At 66.2% G+C, this 19,730-nt stretch carries 22 protein-coding genes; 10 read left to right on the top strand and 12 right to left on the bottom strand.

All coding sequences use genetic code 11. The annotated features are described in order from the left end of the window. Nucleotides 1-10: 10 nt before the first annotated feature. Nucleotides 11-898, top strand: a complete 888-nt coding sequence (gene bla, locus BR78_RS0118570) for a class A beta-lactamase (protein ID WP_029937338.1) — start codon at nt 11-13, stop codon at nt 896-898. A gap of 3 nt (nt 899-901) precedes the next feature. Here the strand turns inward: bla and BR78_RS0118565 are convergent, their stop codons facing one another. From BR78_RS0118565 to BR78_RS0118555, 3 genes are all read right to left on the bottom strand, one after another. Then, nucleotides 902-1,177, bottom strand: a complete 276-nt coding sequence (locus BR78_RS0118565) for a DUF3297 family protein (protein WP_029937337.1) — start codon at nt 1,175-1,177, stop codon at nt 902-904. Nucleotides 1,178-1,197: 20 nt separating this feature from the next. Next, nucleotides 1,198-2,844: an FAD-dependent oxidoreductase gene (locus tag BR78_RS0118560; RefSeq protein WP_029937336.1), complete on the bottom strand. Its 1,647-nt coding sequence runs from the start codon at nt 2,842-2,844 to the stop codon at nt 1,198-1,200. Nucleotides 2,845-2,921: 77 nt separating this feature from the next. Beyond that, nucleotides 2,922-3,284, bottom strand: coding sequence for a hypothetical protein (locus BR78_RS0118555; RefSeq protein ID WP_029724153.1), 363 nt, complete (start codon nt 3,282-3,284; stop codon nt 2,922-2,924). A gap of 134 nt (nt 3,285-3,418) precedes the next feature. Between BR78_RS0118555 and BR78_RS0118550 the strand changes: the two genes are divergently transcribed. After that, nucleotides 3,419-3,817, top strand: coding sequence for an EVE domain-containing protein (locus BR78_RS0118550; RefSeq protein ID WP_029937335.1), 399 nt, complete (start codon nt 3,419-3,421; stop codon nt 3,815-3,817). Between the two features lie 65 nt (nt 3,818-3,882). Then, a complete protein-coding gene (locus tag BR78_RS0118545) occupies nt 3,883-4,374 on the top strand; it encodes a methylated-DNA--[protein]-cysteine S-methyltransferase (protein WP_029937334.1) in 492 nt (163 codons plus the stop codon). Here the strand turns inward: BR78_RS0118545 and BR78_RS0118540 are convergent. The 3 genes from BR78_RS0118540 to BR78_RS0118530 all read right to left on the bottom strand — a co-directional run bounded on the left by BR78_RS0118540 (nt 4,371) and on the right by BR78_RS0118530 (nt 6,133). Then, nucleotides 4,371-5,027, bottom strand: coding sequence for a hypothetical protein (locus BR78_RS0118540; RefSeq protein WP_029724157.1), 657 nt, complete (start codon nt 5,025-5,027; stop codon nt 4,371-4,373). The two genes, BR78_RS0118545 and BR78_RS0118540, sit on opposite strands and share 4 nt — an antisense overlap. Nucleotides 5,028-5,077: 50 nt before the next feature. Further along, entirely contained in the window at nt 5,078-5,386 is a 309-nt protein-coding gene (locus BR78_RS0118535; RefSeq protein ID WP_029724158.1) for a hypothetical protein, read from the bottom strand. 129 nt (nt 5,387-5,515) lie between these two features. Beyond that, nucleotides 5,516-6,133 (bottom strand): hypothetical protein, encoded by a 618-nt coding sequence (locus BR78_RS0118530; protein WP_049811633.1) that lies wholly within the window; start codon nt 6,131-6,133, stop codon nt 5,516-5,518. 165 nt (nt 6,134-6,298) lie between these two features. On the opposite strand from BR78_RS0118530, the gene BR78_RS21445 reads away from it, so the two are divergent. Further along, the gene (locus BR78_RS21445) at nt 6,299-6,925 is read left to right on the top strand and encodes a LuxR C-terminal-related transcriptional regulator (protein WP_081855845.1); all 627 of its coding nucleotides are present in this window, start codon (nt 6,299-6,301) and stop codon (nt 6,923-6,925) included. Nucleotides 6,926-7,065: 140 nt separating this feature from the next. On the opposite strand, the gene typA is transcribed toward BR78_RS21445, so the two are convergent. Continuing rightward, a complete protein-coding gene (gene typA / locus BR78_RS0118520) occupies nt 7,066-8,889 on the bottom strand; it encodes a translational GTPase TypA (RefSeq protein WP_029724162.1) in 1,824 nt (607 codons plus the stop codon). A gap of 96 nt (nt 8,890-8,985) precedes the next feature. On the opposite strand from typA, the gene BR78_RS0118515 reads away from it, so the two are divergent. From BR78_RS0118515 to BR78_RS0118505, 3 genes are all read left to right on the top strand, one after another. Next, the gene (locus BR78_RS0118515) at nt 8,986-9,555 is read left to right on the top strand and encodes an NADPH-dependent FMN reductase (RefSeq protein WP_029937332.1); all 570 of its coding nucleotides are present in this window, start codon (nt 8,986-8,988) and stop codon (nt 9,553-9,555) included. A 122-nt stretch (nt 9,556-9,677) separates the two neighbouring features. Then, a complete protein-coding gene (locus BR78_RS0118510) occupies nt 9,678-10,883 on the top strand; it encodes a toxic anion resistance protein (protein ID WP_029937331.1) in 1,206 nt (401 codons plus the stop codon). Between the two features lie 4 nt (nt 10,884-10,887). Continuing rightward, entirely contained in the window at nt 10,888-11,607 is a 720-nt protein-coding gene (locus BR78_RS0118505; protein WP_029937330.1) for a hypothetical protein, read from the top strand. Between the two features lie 153 nt (nt 11,608-11,760). Here the strand turns inward: BR78_RS0118505 and BR78_RS0118500 are convergent, their stop codons facing one another. Beyond that, a complete protein-coding gene (locus BR78_RS0118500) occupies nt 11,761-12,192 on the bottom strand; it encodes an Rrf2 family transcriptional regulator (RefSeq protein WP_029937329.1) in 432 nt (143 codons plus the stop codon). A gap of 96 nt (nt 12,193-12,288) precedes the next feature. Here BR78_RS0118500 and BR78_RS0118495 point away from each other — a divergent pair, with 96 nt between their 5' ends. Then, nucleotides 12,289-13,062: a class I SAM-dependent methyltransferase gene (locus BR78_RS0118495; protein ID WP_231478315.1), complete on the top strand. Its 774-nt coding sequence runs from the start codon at nt 12,289-12,291 to the stop codon at nt 13,060-13,062. Nucleotides 13,063-13,068: 6 nt separating this feature from the next. Here the strand turns inward: BR78_RS0118495 and BR78_RS0118490 are convergent, their stop codons facing one another. Genes BR78_RS0118490 through ubiA form a run of 3 tightly spaced genes read right to left on the bottom strand, consistent with a single transcriptional unit; the run spans nt 13,069 to nt 16,152 of the window. Further along, complete coding sequence (locus BR78_RS0118490; protein ID WP_029937327.1) at nt 13,069-13,854, bottom strand: 3'(2'),5'-bisphosphate nucleotidase CysQ; 786 nt, start codon at nt 13,852-13,854, stop codon at nt 13,069-13,071. Continuing rightward, nucleotides 13,847-15,193, bottom strand: coding sequence for a TldD/PmbA family protein (locus tag BR78_RS0118485; protein ID WP_029937326.1), 1,347 nt, complete (start codon nt 15,191-15,193; stop codon nt 13,847-13,849). The genes BR78_RS0118490 and BR78_RS0118485 overlap by 8 nt, the downstream gene beginning before the upstream one ends. A gap of 44 nt (nt 15,194-15,237) precedes the next feature. Beyond that, nucleotides 15,238-16,152, bottom strand: coding sequence for a 4-hydroxybenzoate octaprenyltransferase (gene ubiA, locus BR78_RS0118480; protein ID WP_029724170.1), 915 nt, complete (start codon nt 16,150-16,152; stop codon nt 15,238-15,240). Between the two features lie 386 nt (nt 16,153-16,538). Here ubiA and BR78_RS0118475 point away from each other — a divergent pair, with 386 nt between their 5' ends. After that, on the top strand, nt 16,539-17,279 hold the full coding sequence (locus BR78_RS0118475) for a 16S rRNA (uracil(1498)-N(3))-methyltransferase (RefSeq protein ID WP_029937325.1): 741 nt from the start codon (nt 16,539-16,541) through the stop codon (nt 17,277-17,279). 58 nt (nt 17,280-17,337) lie between these two features. Next, nucleotides 17,338-18,711, top strand: a complete 1,374-nt coding sequence (locus tag BR78_RS0118470; protein WP_029937324.1) for a glutamate--cysteine ligase — start codon at nt 17,338-17,340, stop codon at nt 18,709-18,711. A gap of 52 nt (nt 18,712-18,763) precedes the next feature. Here BR78_RS0118470 and BR78_RS0118465 read toward each other — a convergent pair whose 3' ends face one another. Next, nucleotides 18,764-19,714, bottom strand: coding sequence for a CsgG/HfaB family protein (locus BR78_RS0118465; protein WP_029937323.1), 951 nt, complete (start codon nt 19,712-19,714; stop codon nt 18,764-18,766). Nucleotides 19,715-19,730 lie beyond the last annotated feature (16 nt).

Genomic DNA, 19,730 nt, shown 5'->3' with positions numbered 1-19,730 from the left:
GAGATGCACGATGGACAGGCGGAAATTTCTTTGGGTGAGCGGGTGCGCGGTCGCGGCGACTTCGGTCGCGGCGGCGGCGCCCCGCAAGCTTGCACCAGGCCGCTTCGGGCCGGAGTTCCGCAAGGCGGTACTTGCCGTCGAGCAGGCGAGCGGCGGGCGCCTCGGTCTGGCGGTGACCGACACGGGCTCGGGCGAACGCTTCGGCTGGCGCGCCGACGATCGTTTTCCGATGTGCAGCACCTTCAAGTTCGCGCTGGCGGCCCTGATCCTCAAGCAAGTCGAGCGGAAGCGCGAGACGCTCGCGCGACAGATCCCGGTCGCTCAGGCGGACATCGTCAGCAACTCGCCTTTCTCCGAGAAACGCGTCGGCGGCAGCGCCAGCGTCGCCGAGCTTTGCCACGCGACGATCACCGTCAGCGACAACAGCGCCGCGAATCTGCTGCTGCGTACGATCGGCGGTCCGGCGGGCTTCACCAAATGGCTGCGAAGCGCCGGTGATCCGGCGACGCGGCTCGACCGCTGGGAGACCGAGATGAGCGAAGCGAAACCCGGTGACGTTCGCGACACGACCACGCCGGTGGCAATGGCCGGCCTCGCGCGGCACCTGTTGCTCGGCGACGCCCTGACGCCCGTCAGCCGCACGCAATTGACCGACTGGATGAAGGACACGCGCACCAGCCGCAACAGCCTGCGCGCTGGACTTCCGGCCGACTGGGCAGTCGCCGACAAGACCGGCGCCGGCGGGTACGGCACCGACAATCTGGTCGCGGTCCTATGGCCGCCGCGGCGCCCCCCATTGGTCGTGGCGAGCTACATCACCGGCAGCACATTGGAATTCGAGAAACGCCGGCCGCTGCACGCCGGAATCGGGCGCGCGATTGTGGCGGCGCTGGGCTGAGGATCAGGCTCCGGCGTCTTCCGCCGGCGTTTCGCCCTCGGCGGGGCGCTCGAACCATGCCTCGACCGGGCCGGTCAGCTTGATCGTCAGCGGCTGGCCCTTGCGGTCCACCTTGTTGCCCAAAGCGGCGCGGATCCAGCCTTCGGAAATGCAATATTCCTCGACGTCGCGGCGCTCATGGCCCTTGAAGCGGATGCCGATGCCGCGTTCCAGCAGCTCGCGCTGGAAATAGGGGCTCTTCGGGTTGACCGACAGGCGGTCGGGAGGAGTGTCGCTCATGGTCGCGCCCTTTGCCGCTATTACGCGACGCTTTCAAGATAACGGTGGATCGCAGACACGACGACCGACCCCTCCCCCACCCCGGACGCGACACGCTTGACCGATCCCGAGCGCACGTCGCCGACCGCGAAGATGCCGTGCGCCGAGGAGCAGAAGAAGGTCTCGCCCGAGCCGGTCTTCACGAATCCCGCAGGGTCGAGCTCGACGCAGCCGTCGAGCCAGTCGGTGTTGGGCTGGGCGCCGATCATCACGAACAATGCGCCGACCTCGTGCCGCTGGCCGGCGCCGCTCTTGCGATTGGTCCAGGTCAGCGCACGCAGATGCTTGTCGCCTTCGAGCCCGGTCACTTCGGTGAACGGGTGGAGGGTAATCCGGTCCGACGCCTCGATCCGCTCGATCAGGTAGCGCGACATCGTCGCCGCCAGACCGGCGCCACGCACCAGCATGTGCACATGTCCGGCGGTGCGCGACAAATAGATCGCCGCCTGCCCCGCCGAATTGCCGCCGCCGATCACCACCGCGGTCTGCTGCGCGCAGAGCCCCGCCTCCATCGCAGTCGCGGCATAATAGATGCCATTGCCTTCGAGCTCGGCGTAAAGCGGCAGATCGAGCTTGCGGTAGCGCGCGCCGGTCGCGACCACCACGGCGTGCGCCTTGAGCGTCGCGCCGTCGTCGAGCCGGATCGTATAGGGGCGCGCATCGCAATCGATCCCCGCGGCGCTGCGTGAGACGAGCAGCCGCGCGCCGAACTTCTGTGCCTGAACCTGTGCGCGGCCGGCGAGCGCCTGCCCCGAAATGCCCGTCGGGAAGCCGAGATAGTTCTCGATCTTCGAGCTCGTCCCCGCCTGCCCGCCGGGGGCGATCGATTCGATCACTATCGTGTCGAGCCCTTCGGATGCGGCATAGACTGCCGAGGCCAGGCCGGCGGGGCCCGCGCCGACCACCGCCACGTCATGGATATGCTCGGGATCGACTGCGGAGGCGAGCCCCAGCGCGTCGGCGAGCTGGGCGTTGCTCGGGTTACGCAGGGCCCGCCCTTCCGCGACGACCACCGGCAGATCGGCGTCGCTCAGCGCGAAGCATTCGAGAAAGCCCGCGGCATCGGCATCACGCTCGGTATCGATCCGGCGGTGCGGCAGTGCGTTGCGCGATAGGAAGGTCTCGATCCGAGCGGTATCGGCGGCGTGCGCAGGCCCCACCAACGCGACGCCAGCGGTTCCGTGGAGCAGCATGCCCACGCGCCGCAGGATGAAGGCGCGCATGATGATCTCGCCGATGTCAGGCTCGGCCGCCATCATCCGCCGGAACTCGGCGCGCCCGACGCGCACCACCCGCGTCTCCCCGCGCGCGCGGCCGGTCACCAGGATGGTGCGGTCGTTGAACAGATCGAGCTCGCCGGTGAACTGGCGCGGCACATGCGTGTGCACCACGCACTCCCGCCCGTTCACATCGGTGTCGACGATCTCGATCGCGCCGCCGAGGCAGAGGAAGAAATCGACGCTGCGATCGCCGCGGCGGAACAGCAGCGCACCGTCCGCCAGCACTTCCTCGGCCCCGAACGCCGCGACGCGGGCGGACATTTCCTCCGACAGCGACGGGAAGGTCTGCGCCTCGCGCGCATAAGGATCGGAAGGGTCGGGTCGTTGCGCCGGCGAATCATGTCCCATGCCGCCAGTCTAGCGCCTTTGCCGCGCATGCGAAGAGCGGCGCGGACCCGGTGGCCCGCGCCGCTCGCTTACTCTGGTCAGTCGCAGTAGCGCACGCGCACCGGACGATCGAGATAGGGATCCCAGACACGGCGGGTGTAGCACCGGTCCCAGCCGCGATGGCGCCGGTAATAATCGCGGTAATAATAGCCGTCGGTCGGATAATAGCCGCGCTCGCGATAATAATAGCGGTCATAATCGTAGCGGCGGTCATAGCGATCGCCACTGGCGAGCGCCGCGCCGATCGCAAGGCCGGCGATGCCCGCGACGATCGCGGTGCCGGTGTCGTCGCGGTGATGATAGCGGCGATAGCGCTGGGCTTCGGCGGTGGGAGCGACCGCGGTCAGCACGCTGGCGCCGAGGACCGTACCTAGCACCGCCTTCTTGATGAGATTGGCCATGTGTTCCTCCAAAACGAGGCGCCGGGGCTCGAAAACACGCGATTCGCGGCGCTTGGGTCAAAGCTCTAACGCCCTGCGGCTGAACTGGTTCGGAATCGGGTGTTCAGCCGCCGTTTAGGCGGTAATAGGCCGCCATGGCTTACTGGCTCCTCCGCTCCGAACCCGACGCTTATTCGTGGGACGACCTGGTGCACGACGGCGCCACCGAATGGAACGGCGTGCGCAATTATACCGCGCGCAATTTCCTGAAGGACATGCAGCCCGGCGACCGCGCGTTCTTCTATCATTCGAACACCGAAAAGGCCGTAGTCGGCGTGATGGAGATAACCCGCGCCTGGCAGCCGGACGGCGACGACGGCAAATGGGCGAGCGTGGCGGTGAAACCGGTCGAGAAGCTCGCCAAGCCCGTCCCGCTCCCCGACATCAAGGCCGAGCCGCGGCTCAAGGACCTCGAGATGCTGCGCCAGTCGCGGCTGAGCGTGACGCCGGTGCGCGACCAGGAATGGGCGGTGCTGCTCGAAATGGCAGGTTGAGCGCAAGCCGCGGGAAGCAAGTGCTGGCGCGGTACGGCATGGTCCTTCCAACGAAAGGACCCATCATGACCGACAAGTTCAAGACGATCCCCTCGCCCGTCGGCGCGCTGACTCTGGTCGCGAGCGATGCCGGCCTGATTGCCATTCTCTGGGAGAATGACCGCCCCGGCCGCGTGAAGCTCGGCGAGCTGGAGGAGACCCCCGATCATCCGATATTGCTCGAGACCGAACGGCAGCTGGCGGCCTATTTCGCCGGTGCGCGCGCCACGTTCGACCTGCCGCTCGATTTCCGCGGCACCGATTTCCAGAAGAGCGTGTGGGCGGCGCTGCTGACGATCCCGTTCGGCGAGACGCGCAGTTACGGCGAGATCGCGCAGCAGATCGGCCGACCCAAGGCTTCGCGCGCAGTGGGGGCGGCGAACGGCCGCAACCCGATCTCGATCATCGCTCCCTGCCACCGGGTGATCGGCACCAACGGTGCATTGACCGGGTTTGCCGGCGGGCTGGCGGCGAAGGAATTGCTGCTCGGGATCGAGCGGAGGGCCGGGAAGGCCTAGGTCCCGTTTGCGAGGGCCTGAACCCGCAAACGGGGGAAGACCACCTCGAGCGGCTTCGTGTCGGGCAGCACATAGACATATCCGCCCTTCTTTCGGAAAAGCGGGCGCACGGCCTTGCTGTAGAAGGCCACGGGCACGTTGATGCACCCGAAGGTGATGCGATTGTCGTCCGAAGCCGGTGACAGCATCCGCTGCCGGCGGCGCTCTTTCGCGCTGGCGCCTTTCGGGATCGGATGCAGCGCCACGGAAGTGGCATAATCGACCCAGAGCACCTTTTCCTTGCCCGCGGCCAATCCGTATTTCGCAAGGAAGCGCCCGGCGGGGGTCGTCTTTTCCGCAGGGCCGATCTCGGCGAGGTTCTTGCTGCCGATGCCGGGGCTGGCGTCATCCCCGACGGCAACGCCGATCAGCACCGGAACCTGACCGAGCGCCTTCCCCTTAGCATCGAACAGCAGGAGAGAGGCGTTCGGCTTGTCGACGATGATATAGGGCAGCGCGCGATTGTCTCCCGATGCGGCGACCCATTCGGCGACACGCGCGGCCGCGGCCGAAGGACTGATTTCAACCGGCGCCGGCACTGCTTCCGACGGCCGGGGATCCCCGGCCACCAGGAAGCTTGCGAGCCCGGCGAGCGCCAGAAACACGTTGCTCATCGAGTCAGGCGCTCACCATGCGGCGGTCGTCATACGGAGAGCCTGGAATCTCAATTACGCGGCCGCTTTGCCCGATTCTCCTGCGCCTGCAGCCGCTGCTCAATACCATCGACCCGGCCGTTGAGCTGATCGAGCCGCTGGCCGTTGTTCTGCGCCTGGCCGGATGCGGCCTGCGCCTCTGCCAGCGCAGCCTTCGCCGTGCCGTCGGTTTCCTGCAATTTCGCCTCGAGTGCATCGACGCGCTGGCTGACGGGAGCGATCTGCTCGCGCACGAAGGACTTGGAGGCGCAGCCACCGAGGCCCGTCGCGCCAACCAGAATCACGGCTGCGGGAAGAAGTTTAGTCATGAAGGGCGACATCATATTTTCTCTCAATCATTAACCATGCGTACCAACCCAAGCGGACCGTCCTGGTTCCAACAATTCGATTCTGTCCGGCTGTGCATCTTCTCAGGCCAATGGACGGTGGCGAGGCAAGTCGCTCGCCAGCTAGTCCTCGGAGCTACGCCCGGCGTCTGGCGCAAACGGGTCCTTCGGTATCGCAGCGGAACGGCCCTTCTCACGGCCGCCAGCGGAGGGTTTCGCACTGACGATGCCGACACAGCGCCGGAGTTCGGCAACCGCGGCGCCGCTCCCGTCGAGGCTCAGCTGCTCGACCGGCACCTCGCCGCGATAGATGTGGAGTGCCTTGGATGCGGCGAAATAGTCGGGGAACTTCGTTTCGAAATTCGTGACGAACCCCCGCTTTCCCTCCGACTCCATTCCGACGACCAACTGGTTGGAATAGCCGCCACTGGAAAGCCGAAAGCTCAATTTCAGCCGATCCCTCGGCTTGATCGACCAATTGTCGTTCAGAATCGAAAGATGGTTGCCGCCATCGATATTGAGGCCGAGGAGCAGCATCGTGCGCCCCGTTCCGTCATAGGTCCTGCTCAGGAAGCAGCCTCCTTTGTCCTTGCTCGCCGCCACCGTCCAATCGCCGACATCCCGCGCGGAATATTCCTGGGCCGAGGCATGCGCGCTTACGAGCAGCCCAGCGGAGAGCGCGAACGGAAGGAATGTCGGGCGGGCGAGCGTCCAAAGCCATGCAGGGATCAGTTCTCGCATTCGGCACCTGTTTTCCACATCGGATCTTCATCACGGAGCGGCGCCTAAGCCTGTACCACCGCGCGGCAATATGATCGATTGGCTGGATTGTTTGATCGAAACGCCGGAAAGGAGGGCGCATAAGCGGGTAGGGAAAATGCGCGCCGCTGTTGCTATGCCCCGGCCATGGATCAAGCATCAAGAGGTCGACCGCCGTTTCCCGATGTCCTGACGCCCGCGGAGTGGCGGGTTGCTGAAGCCGTCCGCCACGGTCTTACAAACCGTCAGATTGCGGAGCGGCAGGGTGTCAGCCTCGATGCCGTCAAATTCCACGTTACCAACGTGCTCCAGAAGCTGAGTCTCTCGAATCGAAGGGCGCTTCGTCATTGGTCAGGCGTCCGTAAACAAAGCAACGTCGCAGGCAGGAAAATTCAGGTGAGTGAACCCATGCAGCTCGGCCGCATCGGCCAAATCGCGCGAACGGTGCGTGACATCAATTCCGCCACACGCTGGTACGGCGAGGTACTCGGCCTCAAACACTTATATTCTTTCGGAAATATCAGCTTCTTCGAATGCGACGGCACGAGGCTGTTTCTCTCCGAGGACAAGAACCCGGCAAACTCCATTCTCTACTTCCAGGTTCAAGACGTGCACCGCGCGCATCTCGAGCTGATCGAGCGCGGTGTCGAGTTCATCAACGCGCCACATATGATCCATCAGCACGACGACGGCACGGAAGAGTGGATGGCATTCTTCAAAGACAATGAAGGCCATCCGTTGGCCATCATCGCCCAAGCAGGAAGTCGGGGCTAGGCAACAACCGCTTCCGGGCGGTTGGTACCGGAGAGCGGTCGAGCGCTTTCCACCGGTAACGGAGGTCGCCGGGCCAGTACCGGCGGCCGCTCTCCCAAAAGAAGAGGGGCGCCCGGACAAGCCCCGGACGCCCCTCTATCTCAGGCCGCCTGCTTCGCTCGGCTGGCCCGCTTGCGCTCGTGCGGGTCGAGGAAGCGCTTACGCAGCCGGATCTTGGTCGGCGTGACTTCGACCATCTCGTCGTCGTCGATATAGGCGATCGCCTGCTCGAGCGTCATCTTCTTCGGCGGGGTCAGGCGGACGGCATCGTCCTTGCCGCCCGATGCGCGGAAGTTGGTGAGCTGCTTCGCCTTCATCGGATTGACTTCGAGGTCGTCCGGCTTGGCGTTCTCGCCGATGATCATGCCCTCATAGAGCGCCTCGCCGTGCCCGACGAACAGGATGCCGCGCTCCTCGAGCGGGCCGAGCGCGTAGCTCTGCGCCTCGCCCGAACCGTTCGAGATCAGCACGCCGTTCTTGCGGCCTTCGATGTTGCCCTTGTGCGGGCCGTATTTCTCGAACAGCCGGTTCATGATGCCGGTGCCGCGCGTGTCCGACAGGAACTCGCCGTGATAGCCGATCATCCCGCGCGAAGGCGCCGAGAAGGTGATGCGGGTCTTGCCGCCGCCCGAGGGACGCATGTCGGTCATCTCGGCCTTGCGGAGGTTCATCTTCTCGACGACCGTGCCCGAATATTCCTCGTCCACGTCGATGATGACGGTTTCGTACGGCTCGGTCTTCTTGCCGTCTTCGTCCTGGCCGAACAGCACGCGCGGGCGGCTGATGCCGAGTTCGAAGCCCTCGCGGCGCATCGTCTCGATGAGCACGCCGAGCTGGAGCTCGCCGCGGCCGGCGACTTCGAACGAATCGCGATCGTCGGCTTCGGTCACCTTGATCGCGACGTTGGATTCGGCTTCGCGGAGCAGACGGTCGCGGATCATGCGGCTGGTTACCTTGGTGCCCTCGCGGCCCGCCATCGGCGAATCGTTCACGGCAAAGCGCATGCTCAGCGTCGGCGGATCGATCGGCTGGGCGTGGAGCGGCTCGCTGACGCTGGGATCGCAGATCGTGTTCGAGACCGTAGCGGTGGTCAGGCCCGCGAGGCTGATGATGTCGCCCGCCTGCGCCTCTTCGGTCGGCACGCGCTCGAGGCCACGGAAGGTCATGATCTTCGACGCGCGGCCGGTCTCGACGATCTTGCCGTCGTTATCGAGCGCGTGGATCTGCTGGTTGGTCTTGACCGAGCCCGAGAAGACCAGGCCGGTCAGGATACGGCCGAGGAAATTGTCGCGATCGAGCAAGGTCACGAGGAACTTGAACGGGCCGTTGGGGTCGGCCGACGGCGCCGGGACGTGCTCGACGATCTTGTTGAACAGGGGCGCCAGCGTGCCTTCGCGCGCATCCGGGTTCTCATTGGCATAGCCGTTGCGGCCCGAGGCGTAGAGCACGGGGAAGTCGAGCTGCTCGTCGGTCGCTTCGAGCGACACGAACAGGTCGAACACTTCGTCGAGCACTTCCTGGATGCGCTCGTCCGGACGGTCGATCTTGTTGACGACGACGATCGGACGCAGGCCGAGCTTCAATGCCTTGCCGGTGACGAACTTGGTCTGCGGCATCGCGCCTTCGGACGAATCGACCAGCAGGATGACCCCGTCGACCATCGACAGGATGCGCTCCACCTCGCCGCCGAAATCGGCGTGGCCCGGCGTATCGACGATGTTGATGCGCGTGCCTTCCCACTCGACCGAGGTAGCCTTGGCGAGAATCGTGATCCCGCGCTCCTTTTCGAGGTCGTTCGAGTCCATCGCGCGCTCTTCGATGCGCTGGTTGTCGCGGAACGTGCCGGACTGACGGAAAAGCTGGTCGACGAGCGTGGTCTTGCCGTGATCGACGTGGGCGATGATCGCCACGTTGCGGAGGTTCATGCGTATATCCTGATTGGCCGCAAAAGGCGGTTTCGCGGGCGCCCTTAGCGCAATTTGTGCGTTGCGGGAAGTCTCCGCGCCGCTACGGAGAAACACATGGCCGAACCACTCCGCATTCTCGTCATCATGGGCAGCGTCCGCGAAGGGCGCATGGCGCTGCCGGTCGGCAATTGGGTGATCGAACAAGCGGCCTCACGCGAAGGTCTCGCCTGCGAGATGATCGACCTCAAGGACTGGAACCTGCCCTTCTATCCCTTCGCGCACCCGCCCGCGCAGGGCAATTACACCGATCCGCTCCAGATCCGCTGGGCGGAGAAGATCGCCTCGGCCGACGGCTATATCCTGATCTGCCCCGAATATAATCACGGGCCGCCGGCCGTGCTCAAGAACGCGCTCGACTTCGTCTATGCCGAGTGGAACCGCAAGCCGGTGACCTTTGTCGGCTATGGCGGCAACGGCGCCGCGCGCTCGATCGAGCTGCTGACCTGCGTGACGCGCGAGCTGCAGATGGTCCCGCTCGAGGCATCGGTCCACATCATGGGGGTGTGGGGCAAGGTGAAGGACGGCGTGTTCGCGGGCGACGACAAGGACCTGCGCTGGACGGGCCATTTGTTCGACGAGCTGCTCTGGTGGGGAAATGCGTTGCGAGCGGCGCGGGCGGCCTGAGATCGTAGCCTCTCCCCTCCCGTGGGTTGAGATGCCGCCACAGGTGTACTATTTAACTGACACACTTGGATAGCTGCAGCGAAGTCCGTATGGGTGGTCGCAACAGCTTTGGAGGGTTTGGAATGGCGACCGAGACTGCAGTGGCCGAACAGGATCTGGTGCTCACCCCGCCCGAGCCGGTGAAAGTGGTCGCGCCCGAAAAGGCCGCGGGACTGGTGCCGGTGGAAGACACCAAGAAGAACGAGCTCGAGAAGCGCGTCGAGGGCTTTATCGACGATCTGGTCGCGCAGGACGTCAACTCGCCCGAATTCGGCAAGCGCGTCGATGCGATCGCGGCGATGGGGCAGAAGGAAATCCGCGACGCGGCGGGCCAGTCGAACCGCTTCCTCGACCGGCCGGTGCGCGCGATGAGCACCGATACCGGCGTCGGCGCCGATCTGCTCCAGCTCCGGAAAACCGTCGAAGAGCTCGATCCCGGCCGCAACGGCAAGCTGATCGGCGGCAATGACGGGTTCCTGTCGAAGCTGTTCGGCGGCTCGCCGCTCAAGCAGTATTTCCGCAAATACCAGTCGTCGCAAAGCCACATCCAGGGCATCCTCAAGAGCCTGTCCAGCGGCAAGGACGAGCTGCTGATGGACAATGCCGCGATCGATACCGAGCGCGCGAACCTGTGGAACGCGATGGGCCGGCTCGAGCAGATGATCTATCTCTCGAAGGCGATGGACACCAAGCTCGAGGACAAGGCCAACGAGCTCGACCACACTGATCCCGCCAAGGCCAAGGCGATCCGCGAGACCGCGCTCTTCTATGTCCGCCAGCGCACGCAGGACCTGCTCACCCAGATGGCAGTCACGGTGCAGGGCTATCTGGCGCTCGATCTGGTCAAGAAGAACAATGTCGAGCTGGTGAAGGGCGTCGACCGCGCCTCGACCACGACGGTTTCGGCGCTGCGCACCGCGGTCACCGTCGCGCAGGCGCTGACCAACCAGAAACTCGTGCTCGACCAGATCACCGCGATCAACACGACCACCGCGGGACTGATCGATTCGACCGGGCAATTGCTCAAGAGCAACACCGCCGCGATCCACGAGCAGGCGGCCAATTCGACGATCCCCGTCGAGACGCTCCAGCGCGCCTTCCAGAACATCTACGACACGATGGACGCTATCGACACCTTCAAGCTCAAGGCGCTCGACAGCATGAAGACCACGGTCAACACGCTGTCGAACGAAGTCGAGAAGTCCAAGGGCTATATCGCCCGCGCCGAGGGCGCCGCGCAGAACCAGGGCGGCGCGGTGAGCGAGACCTTCAAGCTGGAGGCGATGTAAGCCCGTGACCGACGTCGATCGCCTCCGCGCGCGTGCCGACGAGCTGATCGAGCGCTCGCGGGCCCGCGCGCCTGCGACCGCGGCCGACCAGAGGCTGCGCCGCCGGCGAGAGGCCGAGGTGGTCCGGCGGGTCGGCCGGATCGCGATCGCCGACGGCGCGATCCTCGCCGGCGCGATCGTGTTCGCGCTCGCTGTCGCGCCTTTGGGGATCATGGGAGCGATGCTCGTCGCATTGCTGCTGATCGTCGCGACCATCGTCTTCGCGGCCCTGCCCGCGGGGGGCGGCACTCCCGAAATCGAGCAACTGACGCAAGTGCCGCTCAAGGCGTTGCCGCGCACCACCGAGCATTGGCTCGACGCGCAGCGCCCGGCACTGCCTGCGCCGGTGCACGGGCTGGTCGATTCGATCGGCGTGAAGCTGGAGTTTCTCGCGCCGCAGCTGGCCCTGCTCGACGAGCAATCCCCGGCGGCGGGCGAAGTGCGCAAATTGGTCGGCGAGCAGCTCCCCGAGCTGATCAAGGGCTATGCGCGGGTCCCCGAGCCGCTGCGCCGGGTCGAGCGCAACGGACTGACACCCGACCAGCAGCTCGCTCAGGGCCTGCAAGTGATCGACGACGAGATCGCCGAAATGTCCGCCCAGCTCGCGCAGGGCGACCTCGATTTGCTCGCGACGCGCGGACGCTATCTCCAGATCAAATATCAAGGCGACGAGGGCAGCGCCTAGGCCGGATCGACATTGGCACCAGCCGTCACCCCGGACTTGTTCCGGGGTCCACTAAGCCTCGCCGGCTGTCCTCTGGCCTCTTTCCCCAAGACTCGCCTCCCGGTGGACCCCGGAACAAGTCCGGGGTGACGGAGGAAAGGGCAAGCCGCTGCCCTAATCCACACACGCATAGCGCGCGTCGAAGTCGCGCGCGAGTTGGCCGAGGCTCACCGAGCCGAACCGTGCGGTCAATAGTTTCTCCGCCTCGCTCAGTGCATCGGCCAGCGATTCGTTGACGAGCTTCTCGACCAGGCAATGCGTCGGCCCCGCCTCGTTGCCGATCGCGAAGATCTGCGGGCCGCCGACGGCGCGATGGACGTCGAGCAGCGAGATCGCATCGAGATCGCAGGCGAGCACCCAGCCGCCGCCATGCCCCTTTTCCGAGCGGACATAGCCCGCGTCGCGCAGCCCCGCCATCGTGCGGCGCACCACCACTGCATTGGTCCGCAGCATCGTCGCGATCGCGTCCGACGTCATCGGGCCGTCGTGCCGCGCCATGTGGAGCAGCACGTGGAGCATTCGGGAAAGCCGGCTGTCGCGTCGCATTATCCGATCCTTGGTCTCCGCACGGAATTTGGCAAGCAACGCCTTTCATGTTACATTTAATGTTACATGATTCGCCGGAGTGTGGAAATGCGCCGAATGAACGACCCCGATCGCTGGAACGAAATGGCCAAGCACTATGAGGAGACCGCGCATCCCTTCACTGCGCCGTTCGCCGAGGCAGCGCTGGCCCGCATCGCCGTGACGCCGCAGACCCGACTGCTCGACATCGCCACCGGCACCGGCGCGCTCGCGCTGGCGGCGGCGCGGCAGGGCGCGCAGGTGCTCGCGACGGACTTCTCGCCCGGCATGGTGGCGCGCGTGACCGCGCACGGGCTGCCCAATCTGGAGGGCCGGACGATGGACGGCCAGGCGCTCGACTTGCCCGATGCCGCGTTCGACGCAGTATTCTCGGTGTTCGGCGTGATGATGTTCCCCGATTGGCGCAAGGGGCTGGCCGAGATGGCGCGCGTCACTCGTCCGGGCGGGCGCGGCGTGGTCGCGACGTGGCAGAGCCAGGGCGCGGCGACGCATCTGCTGCTCTCGCAAGTCGTCCGCGAACTGTTCCCCGATCGCGAATGGCGGACCGGACTGCCCGAGGGCCTGACCTGGCTCGGCAAATCCGAGACGCTTTCCACGGAGATGATCGCCGCGGGCTTCGACACGCCAGTGATCGAGACGATGACCAGCGACTATCTGCTTCGGATGACCAATCTCGATCCCGAAACCCAGTTCGGCCTGAGCGAGGATTGGGCCGCGCTCGGCCCCGACGAACAGCAGTCGGTGATCGACGAAGTCTATCGCCGCGCGGACGGCAGGGAGGTGCTGCCGGTGCCGTCGACGGCGCTCATCGCCGTGGCCGTCCGTCCCTGAAACGCCTCAGCGCTTGCCGATCGCCTCTCCTGCCCGCTCGGCAAGCCGTTCGACGGCGGCGGCGTGGATTCCGGGCGCCGTAGCGAGCACGCCGAACGCCTGCGCGTCGGGCGTGTTGAAGCCGAGCGGGCGGCCGAATGCGTCGCTCACCGCCGCTCCGGCTTCCTCGGCGAGCAAGACGGCCGCGGCGATGTCCCATTCATTGCCCCAGCGGATCGTCGCGAGCAGATCGGCCTCGCCCGCCGCTACCATCGCGATACGGAGCGCGATCGAATTGGGCTTGGCGACCATCACGAGATCGCCGTCGACCTTCGACAATTGATCTGCCGGCACGCGCGCGCCCGCAAGCTGGTCGCGCTCGGCGACACGCAGGCGCTCGCCGTTGCGGAAGGCGCCCTTGCCGGCTTCGGCGATCCACACTTCCTCCCGCGCCGGCGCGTCGAGCACGCCGATCACCGGCCGACCGCGCTCGACCAATGCGATCGACACCGCCCATCCGTTGCGGCCGCGCAGATAGTCGCGCGTGCCGTCGATCGGATCGACCACCCAGATGCGCTCGGCATCGAGCCGCGCTTCGTTGTCGATCGTCTCTTCGGAAAGCCAGCCGGCGTCGGGAAGCAATTCACTCAACCGGTATCGCAGCATCCCGTCGACTTCGAGATCCACGGCGCACACCGGATTGCCCGGCGATTTCTCCCAGCGGCGGAAATCGGTGTTCCACAATCGAATCGCGAACCGTCCCGCATCGGCGGCGATGTTCGCGACTTCGGCGGCGAGATCGGACTCACTCACCGGCAATCGTCATCCCGTCGATGCGCAACGTCGGCGCGTTGATCCCGTAGCGGAATTCGAGATCGTTGGCGGGAGTCAGCGCAAGGAACATATCCTTGAGATTGCCCGCGATGGTGATCTCGGAAACGGCGCGGGTGATCTCGCCCTTCTCGATCAGGAATCCGGCAGCGCCGCGGCTGTAGTCGCCGGTGACGCCGTTGACGCCCTGCCCGATCAGCTCGGTGACGAGGATGCCGCGATCGATCTCACCGACCAGGGTTTCGGGCGGGATGTTGCCCGGCTGCATGTAGAGATTGCTCGACGCCACACCGGGGGCGCCGGCGCCGCCGCGCGCGGCATGGCCGGTGGGCTCGAGCCCGAGCTGGCGCGCCGAGGCGCTGTCGAGCAGCCAGGTCTCCAGCATGCCCTGGTCGACCAGCTTGATCGGGAGCACCGGCAGCCCCTCGCCGTCGAAGGGGCGCGAGCGCAGCCCGCGCGGGCGATGCGGATCGTCGCAGATCGTCACGCCCTTGGCGAAAACCTGCTTGCCGAGACAATCGAGCAGGAAGCTGGTCTTGCGGGTGATCGCCGATCCGCTGATCGCGCCGAGCAGATGTCCGATGAGCCCCGCCGAGACGCGGCGATCGAACACCACCGGCATCGCACCGCTCGAGACCTTGGCGGGGTTGAGCCGTGCCACCGCGCGCTCGCCGGCCAGCCGCCCGATCGCTTCGGGTGCTTCGAGCATCGACGCGTGGCGGGCGCTGTGATGGGCATGATCGCGCTCCATCGCGCCACCGCTGCCCGCGAGCACACTCGCCGACACGCCGTGGCCGGTCTGCGCATAGGCGCCGGTGAAGCCGTGGCTGGTGGCGATCGCCATCACCGAACGGCTTGCGCTCGCGCCGCCGCCCTCGCTGTTGGTCACGCCGGGAACCGCACGCGCGGCATCCTCGGCAGCCAGAGCGCGGGCCTTCAGCGTTTCGGGAGCTTCGTCGGCCCCATCGTCGAGATCGAGCAGAGGCGGGTTGCCGTGCATCAGCCGCTCCTGCGGCGCGAGCCCGGCCCATTTGTCTTCCGGCGCTTGTCCCGCCATTGCGATCGCACGTTCGACAAGGGCATCGAGCGAGCTGGAACTCAGGTCCGAAGTCGAGACGCTCGCCGAGCGGCGCCCGACGAACACGCGCAGCCCCAGCTCCTCGCTTTCGGAACGCTCGACATCCTCGAGCGCGCCCATCCGCACCGATACCGACAGCGAACGATCCGCGGCGAACACTGCGTCGGAAGCATCGGCACCCCCGGCGCGTGCCCGATCGACGATGTCATGGACGCGCTCGCAGGCTTGGGACTCGGTCAGCATCGCAGCGACTTAGGGAGCCGGCCCGCTGACGTCAAAGAGACACGCTAAAGAGTCTGCCCGACCACGAAGCAGGCGGCGAACATCAGCAGGCCGGCATTGCGGTTCGAACGGAAGCGATGAAGAGCATTGGCGCCGTCGGCCGGGACCAAAGTCGCCACCTGCCAGCCGAGATGCAGCGCCATCGGCAGCAGCGCCGCGAGCGCGAGCGGATCGGGGCGAAGCTGCCAGAAGGCGGCGCCCCACAATGCCAGCGCCAGCGCATAGAAGCCCGCGACACCGCCCCGGACGTGGCTGCCGAGCCGCCGTGCCGAGGACCGCACTCCGACCAGCGCATCGTCCTCGACATCCTGCAATGCATAGATCGTATCGTAGCCGATCACCCAGAAGATGCAGCCGGCGTAGAGCAGGAGCCCCGGCAGCCAGCCCCAATCGGGTGCCTCGGCCCAGCCGACCAGAGCCGCCCAGGAGAATACCAGCCCGAGCCATGCCTGCGGCCACCAGGTGACTCGCTTCATGAAGGGATAGGCGGCGACCAGAATGAGGCTGCCAAGCGCGACTCCCGCGGTGAGCGGAGTCAGCTGGATCAGCACTACCAGTCCGATCAGGCAAAGCGACACCAGCCAAGCCCACGCCGCCTTGAGCGATACCGCGCCGCTGGCGAGCGGACGGCTGGCGGTACGCGCGACCTGCCGGTCGAGATCGCGGTCGACGATGTCGTTGTAGACGCAGCCCGCACCGCGCATCGCGATGCTGCCGAGCAGGAACCACAGGATCAGATCCCAGCGGGCGAGTGCATTTCCCGACAGCGCGACTGCCCAAGCGCCGGGCCAGAACAGCAGCCACCAGCCGATCGGCCGATCGAACCGGGCGAGCAGGGCGTAGGAGCGCACGGTGGCGGGAAGCATCCCGACCAGCCCGCGATGCTCGGTGTCGGGGACGATCTCGGGTGCGGCGGCCATGGCGCAGTCCTTCGCGCTGGCCGGACAAAGATCAAGCGGGCGATTGCGACAATCCTGCATATTGCAGCGACAAAATGCGCGCAGGACTCTCGCATGCTCAATCGCGAGAGGGCGGTGCATACATGCATTTGGCGGCCGACCGCCCCGCGACGGTGGGCGACAGGAACTAACCGGCGGCGCTCTGGGAAACTCCCCTCCCTGAAAAGGGAGGGGTTGGGGGTGGGTGCGAACGAAGCGAGCCCATCGAGATGCGCGGAAAAAAAAGAAAAAGCCGGGCATCGAGCCCGCCCTTTTCTTACCCACCCCTCGCCCCTCCCTGCAGGGAGGGGAACTTCCAAGGGCGCCGCTGGGGTGACGGAGGAAGCGGCCCGGGTTAGGGAGCATCCATGCCCGCAACGCCCGCCTGGCCGCCGCAATCCACGCCGCGCCTGTTCGTCGAGACCGAGCTCGCGCTGGGGCCGCTCCGCATCGAGGGACCGCCCGCGCATTATCTGATCCAGGTGATGCGGATGAAGACCGGCGATCCGGTCAAATTGTTCGACGATCGCACCGGCGAATGGCTCGGCGTCGCGCAGGCAGTGGGCAAGCGCGACCTCCTGCTCGACGTGAGCGGCAAGCTGCGCGAGCGCGAGGGGGTGCCCGATCTCTGGCTGTGCGCCGCGCCGATCAAGAAAGGACGGATCGACTGGGTCGTCGAAAAGGCCTGCGAGTTGGGGGTCGCACGCGTGGCGCCGGTGCTCACGCGCCGCGCGGTGGTCGACAAGCTCAATCTGGATCGGCTGCGCAGCCACATGATCGAGGCCGCCGAGCAATGCGGCCGCACCGCGCTCCCCGAGCTGGTCGAGCCGGTCAAGCTGCCCGCGATGCTGCGCGACTGGCCGACGGATCGCACATTGTTCTTCGCCGATGAGACCGGCGGCGCGCCTGCGCTGGAGGCGATGCGCGCCAATCCCGGCCCCGGCGCGATCCTGATCGGTCCCGAAGGCGGCTTCGATGCCGAGGAACGCGACACGATCCGCGCGCACCCCCAGGCCGTTGGAATCGCGCTCGGCCCACGCATCCTGCGCGCCGAAACCGCCGCGGCTGCAGCCATAAGTCTTTGGATGGGCGCGGCCGGGGATTGGTGACCGAACGGTATGAAATTGCCACTGGCGCGGGTCATCGCACCCGAGTAAAGGCCCGCGGATGAGCACGAAGACCGTTTCGAACAGCAACGCAGCGGTCGTCGAGGACCGTGCTCAGCTGGTGGAATATTTCGCCCGTGGCGAGAAACCCAAGGATCGCTGGCGGATCGGCACCGAGCACGAGAAATTCGTCTACTCGACCAGGGACCATCACGCCCCGAGCTATGACGAGCCCGGCGGCATCCGCGACCTGCTGATGGCGCTGACCGAGTTCGGCTGGAAACCAGTCGAAGAGCGCGGCAAGGTGATCGCGCTAGCCGGCCCGGACGGCACCGTCAGCCTCGAGCCTGCGGGTCAGTTCGAGCTGTCGGGTGCGCCGCTCGACAATCTCCACGAGACCTGTGCCGAGGCAGGCCGGCACCTCAAGCAGGTCAAGGCCGTAGGCGATCGGCTCGGCATCGGTTTCCTCGGCCTCGGCATGTGGCACGACAAGACGCGCGCCGAGCTGCCGATCATGCCCAAGGGCCGCTACAAGATCATGCTCAGCCACATGCCGCGCGTCGGCAGCCTCGGGCTCGACATGATGCTGCGCACTTGCACGATCCAGGTCAATCTGGACTATGCCTCCGAAGCCGACATGGCGAAGAAGTTCCGCGTCGGGCTCGCGCTCCAGCCGCTCGCGACGGCGCTCTTCGCCAACTCGCCCTTCACCGAAGGCAAGCCCAACGGCTTCCTCAGCTTCCGCAGCCATATCTGGTCGGACACCGATCCGGCGCGCACCGGCATGCTGCCCTTCGTGTTCGAGGAAGGCTTCGGATACGAGCGCTACACCGACTACGCGCTCGATGTGCCGATGTACTTCGTCTATCGCGACGGCGAATATATCGACGCCGCCGGGCAGAGCTTCCGCGATTTCCTGAAGGGCGAATTGCCCGCTTATCCCGGCCACAAGCCGACGATCGACGACTGGGCGGATCACCTTTCGACTGCCTTCCCCGAAGTGCGGATGAAGCAGTTCCTCGAGATGCGCGGCGCCGATGGCGGGCGCTGGGGGCGGATCTGCGCGCTGCCGGCGTTCTGGGTCGGATTGCTCTACGACGATGCCGCGCTCGATGCGGCGTGGGAGCTGGTCAAGGGCTGGTCGATGGAGGAGCGCGAGGCGCTCCGTAACGCGGTGCCGAAGCTCGCGCTCGACGCGCCGATCCCCGGCGGCGGTATGCTGCGCGACATCGCCGGCGAAGTGCTCGACATCGCCGCGGCGGGGCTCAATGCCCGCGCCCGGATCAACGCCTCGGGCGACAACGAGAGCGGCTTCCTCGATCCGCTCCGCGAGATCGTTCGCACCGGCAAGGTGCCCGCGCAGGTGCTGCTCGATCGGTTCAACGGCGATTGGGGCGGCGATATCGCCCGGGTCTACGAAGAGGCGAAATTCTAGAGCGTCCCGCTCGAATTCCTCCCCCGCCTGCGCGAGGGAGGAATTCCACGTGTCAGTTGGACGGCGCCAGCTTGGTGTTGAGCACCCAGCCGACATTGTCGTTCTCGTCGGCGACTTCCCACCACAGGCCGTTCTTGTTGCCGGTAGGATAGACAATGGCGCCGGCAGGCAGCGTCCGGAGGACCCGGGCGGAAGCCGAGGCGGATGCGCGCAGCGCGACGGGTGCCTGCGCGGTAAAGGTCTTGGTCGGCGTCGCGCCGGCCGTGCCTTCGTCGCCGTCGCGCACGAGGCCGAGACCCGTGACCATCCGGCTATACGCTTGGATGAACGAGAGCGTGACGATGCGGCCGATATCGGTGTTGTCATAGCCGCCGCCGACGGCACCGCCGATCGCGAGGAAGCCGCCGCCGCCGAACGACAGATTGTTCTTGGCGGCATAGCCCTCTTCGACGGCGACCGTCTCGGTCGTGCGAACGTTGGTCAGCGAAAGCTGGGTGTTGGCTTCCATCTTCTTGCTCTTGATGCCGCCGAGCAGGCCGCCGACGCGCCCGCCGACCAGCCCGCCGATGCCGGCGGCAGCGCCGCTGCCGCTGACGTTGCTGTTCGCGCTCTGAATCTCGGCGACGAGCACATAATCGGCCGCCTTGATCTGGCCCTGGCCGACATTGGAGCCGCGCTGCATGCCGAGGCCCGCGCCGATGTTGCGCTCACGCGTCGCGGCATTGAGGCCGGTGCCGCGATCGACGATGTTGAAGCAGCCCGAACGCTGGACGAGCACGCGCAGCAGCTTCTGCGGCGGCGCCAGCTGATTCTGCGTCCAATAGCTGGGATCGTCGCCGTCCATGATCGCGACGGTGCCCAGCTTACGCGTGCAACGCGGCACGTCGGACACGGCCGCTTCCTGCATCTTCTGTCCCTTGGACGCGCGGGCGCCCTGCGCGGCGGCCGGCGTCACTGCCAGAGCCGCGGTTGCCACTGAAACCGCGAACAACAACGCTTTCATCGGATTCCCCCTATAC

This window comes from Sphingomonas sp. UNC305MFCol5.2, assembly GCF_000712135.1.
Lineage (GTDB): Bacteria > Pseudomonadota > Alphaproteobacteria > Sphingomonadales > Sphingomonadaceae > Sphingomonas.
Note: the sequence above shows the minus strand (reverse complement) of the source record. Positions and strands in the feature narration are given on the sequence as shown.

Bases quoted from the DNA above. Each gene is read 5' to 3' on its own strand.
- bla (WP_029937338.1), top strand. From the start codon at position 11: ATGGACAGGCGGAAATTTCTTTGGGTGAGCGGGTGCGCGGTCGCGGCG.
- BR78_RS0118565 (WP_029937337.1), bottom strand. From the start codon at position 1,177: ATGAGCGACACTCCTCCCGACCGCCTGTCGGTCAACCCGAAGAGCCCC.
- BR78_RS0118560 (WP_029937336.1), bottom strand. From the start codon at position 2,844: ATGGGACATGATTCGCCGGCGCAACGACCCGACCCTTCCGATCCTTAT.
- BR78_RS0118555 (WP_029724153.1), bottom strand. From the start codon at position 3,284: ATGGCCAATCTCATCAAGAAGGCGGTGCTAGGTACGGTCCTCGGCGCC.
- BR78_RS0118550 (WP_029937335.1), top strand. From the start codon at position 3,419: ATGGCTTACTGGCTCCTCCGCTCCGAACCCGACGCTTATTCGTGGGAC.
- BR78_RS0118545 (WP_029937334.1), top strand. From the start codon at position 3,883: ATGACCGACAAGTTCAAGACGATCCCCTCGCCCGTCGGCGCGCTGACT.
- BR78_RS0118540 (WP_029724157.1), bottom strand. From the start codon at position 5,027: ATGAGCAACGTGTTTCTGGCGCTCGCCGGGCTCGCAAGCTTCCTGGTG.
- BR78_RS0118535 (WP_029724158.1), bottom strand. From the start codon at position 5,386: ATGTCGCCCTTCATGACTAAACTTCTTCCCGCAGCCGTGATTCTGGTT.
- BR78_RS0118530 (WP_049811633.1), bottom strand. From the start codon at position 6,133: ATGCGAGAACTGATCCCTGCATGGCTTTGGACGCTCGCCCGCCCGACA.
- BR78_RS21445 (WP_081855845.1), top strand. From the start codon at position 6,299: ATGGATCAAGCATCAAGAGGTCGACCGCCGTTTCCCGATGTCCTGACG.
- typA (WP_029724162.1), bottom strand. From the start codon at position 8,889: ATGAACCTCCGCAACGTGGCGATCATCGCCCACGTCGATCACGGCAAG.
- BR78_RS0118515 (WP_029937332.1), top strand. From the start codon at position 8,986: ATGGCCGAACCACTCCGCATTCTCGTCATCATGGGCAGCGTCCGCGAA.
- BR78_RS0118510 (WP_029937331.1), top strand. From the start codon at position 9,678: ATGGCGACCGAGACTGCAGTGGCCGAACAGGATCTGGTGCTCACCCCG.
- BR78_RS0118500 (WP_029937329.1), bottom strand. From the start codon at position 12,192: ATGCGACGCGACAGCCGGCTTTCCCGAATGCTCCACGTGCTGCTCCAC.
- BR78_RS0118495 (WP_231478315.1), top strand. From the start codon at position 12,289: ATGAACGACCCCGATCGCTGGAACGAAATGGCCAAGCACTATGAGGAG.
- BR78_RS0118485 (WP_029937326.1), bottom strand. From the start codon at position 15,193: ATGCTGACCGAGTCCCAAGCCTGCGAGCGCGTCCATGACATCGTCGAT.
- ubiA (WP_029724170.1), bottom strand. From the start codon at position 16,152: ATGGCCGCCGCACCCGAGATCGTCCCCGACACCGAGCATCGCGGGCTG.
- BR78_RS0118475 (WP_029937325.1), top strand. From the start codon at position 16,539: ATGCCCGCAACGCCCGCCTGGCCGCCGCAATCCACGCCGCGCCTGTTC.
- BR78_RS0118470 (WP_029937324.1), top strand. From the start codon at position 17,338: ATGAGCACGAAGACCGTTTCGAACAGCAACGCAGCGGTCGTCGAGGAC.
- BR78_RS0118465 (WP_029937323.1), bottom strand. From the start codon at position 19,714: ATGAAAGCGTTGTTGTTCGCGGTTTCAGTGGCAACCGCGGCTCTGGCA.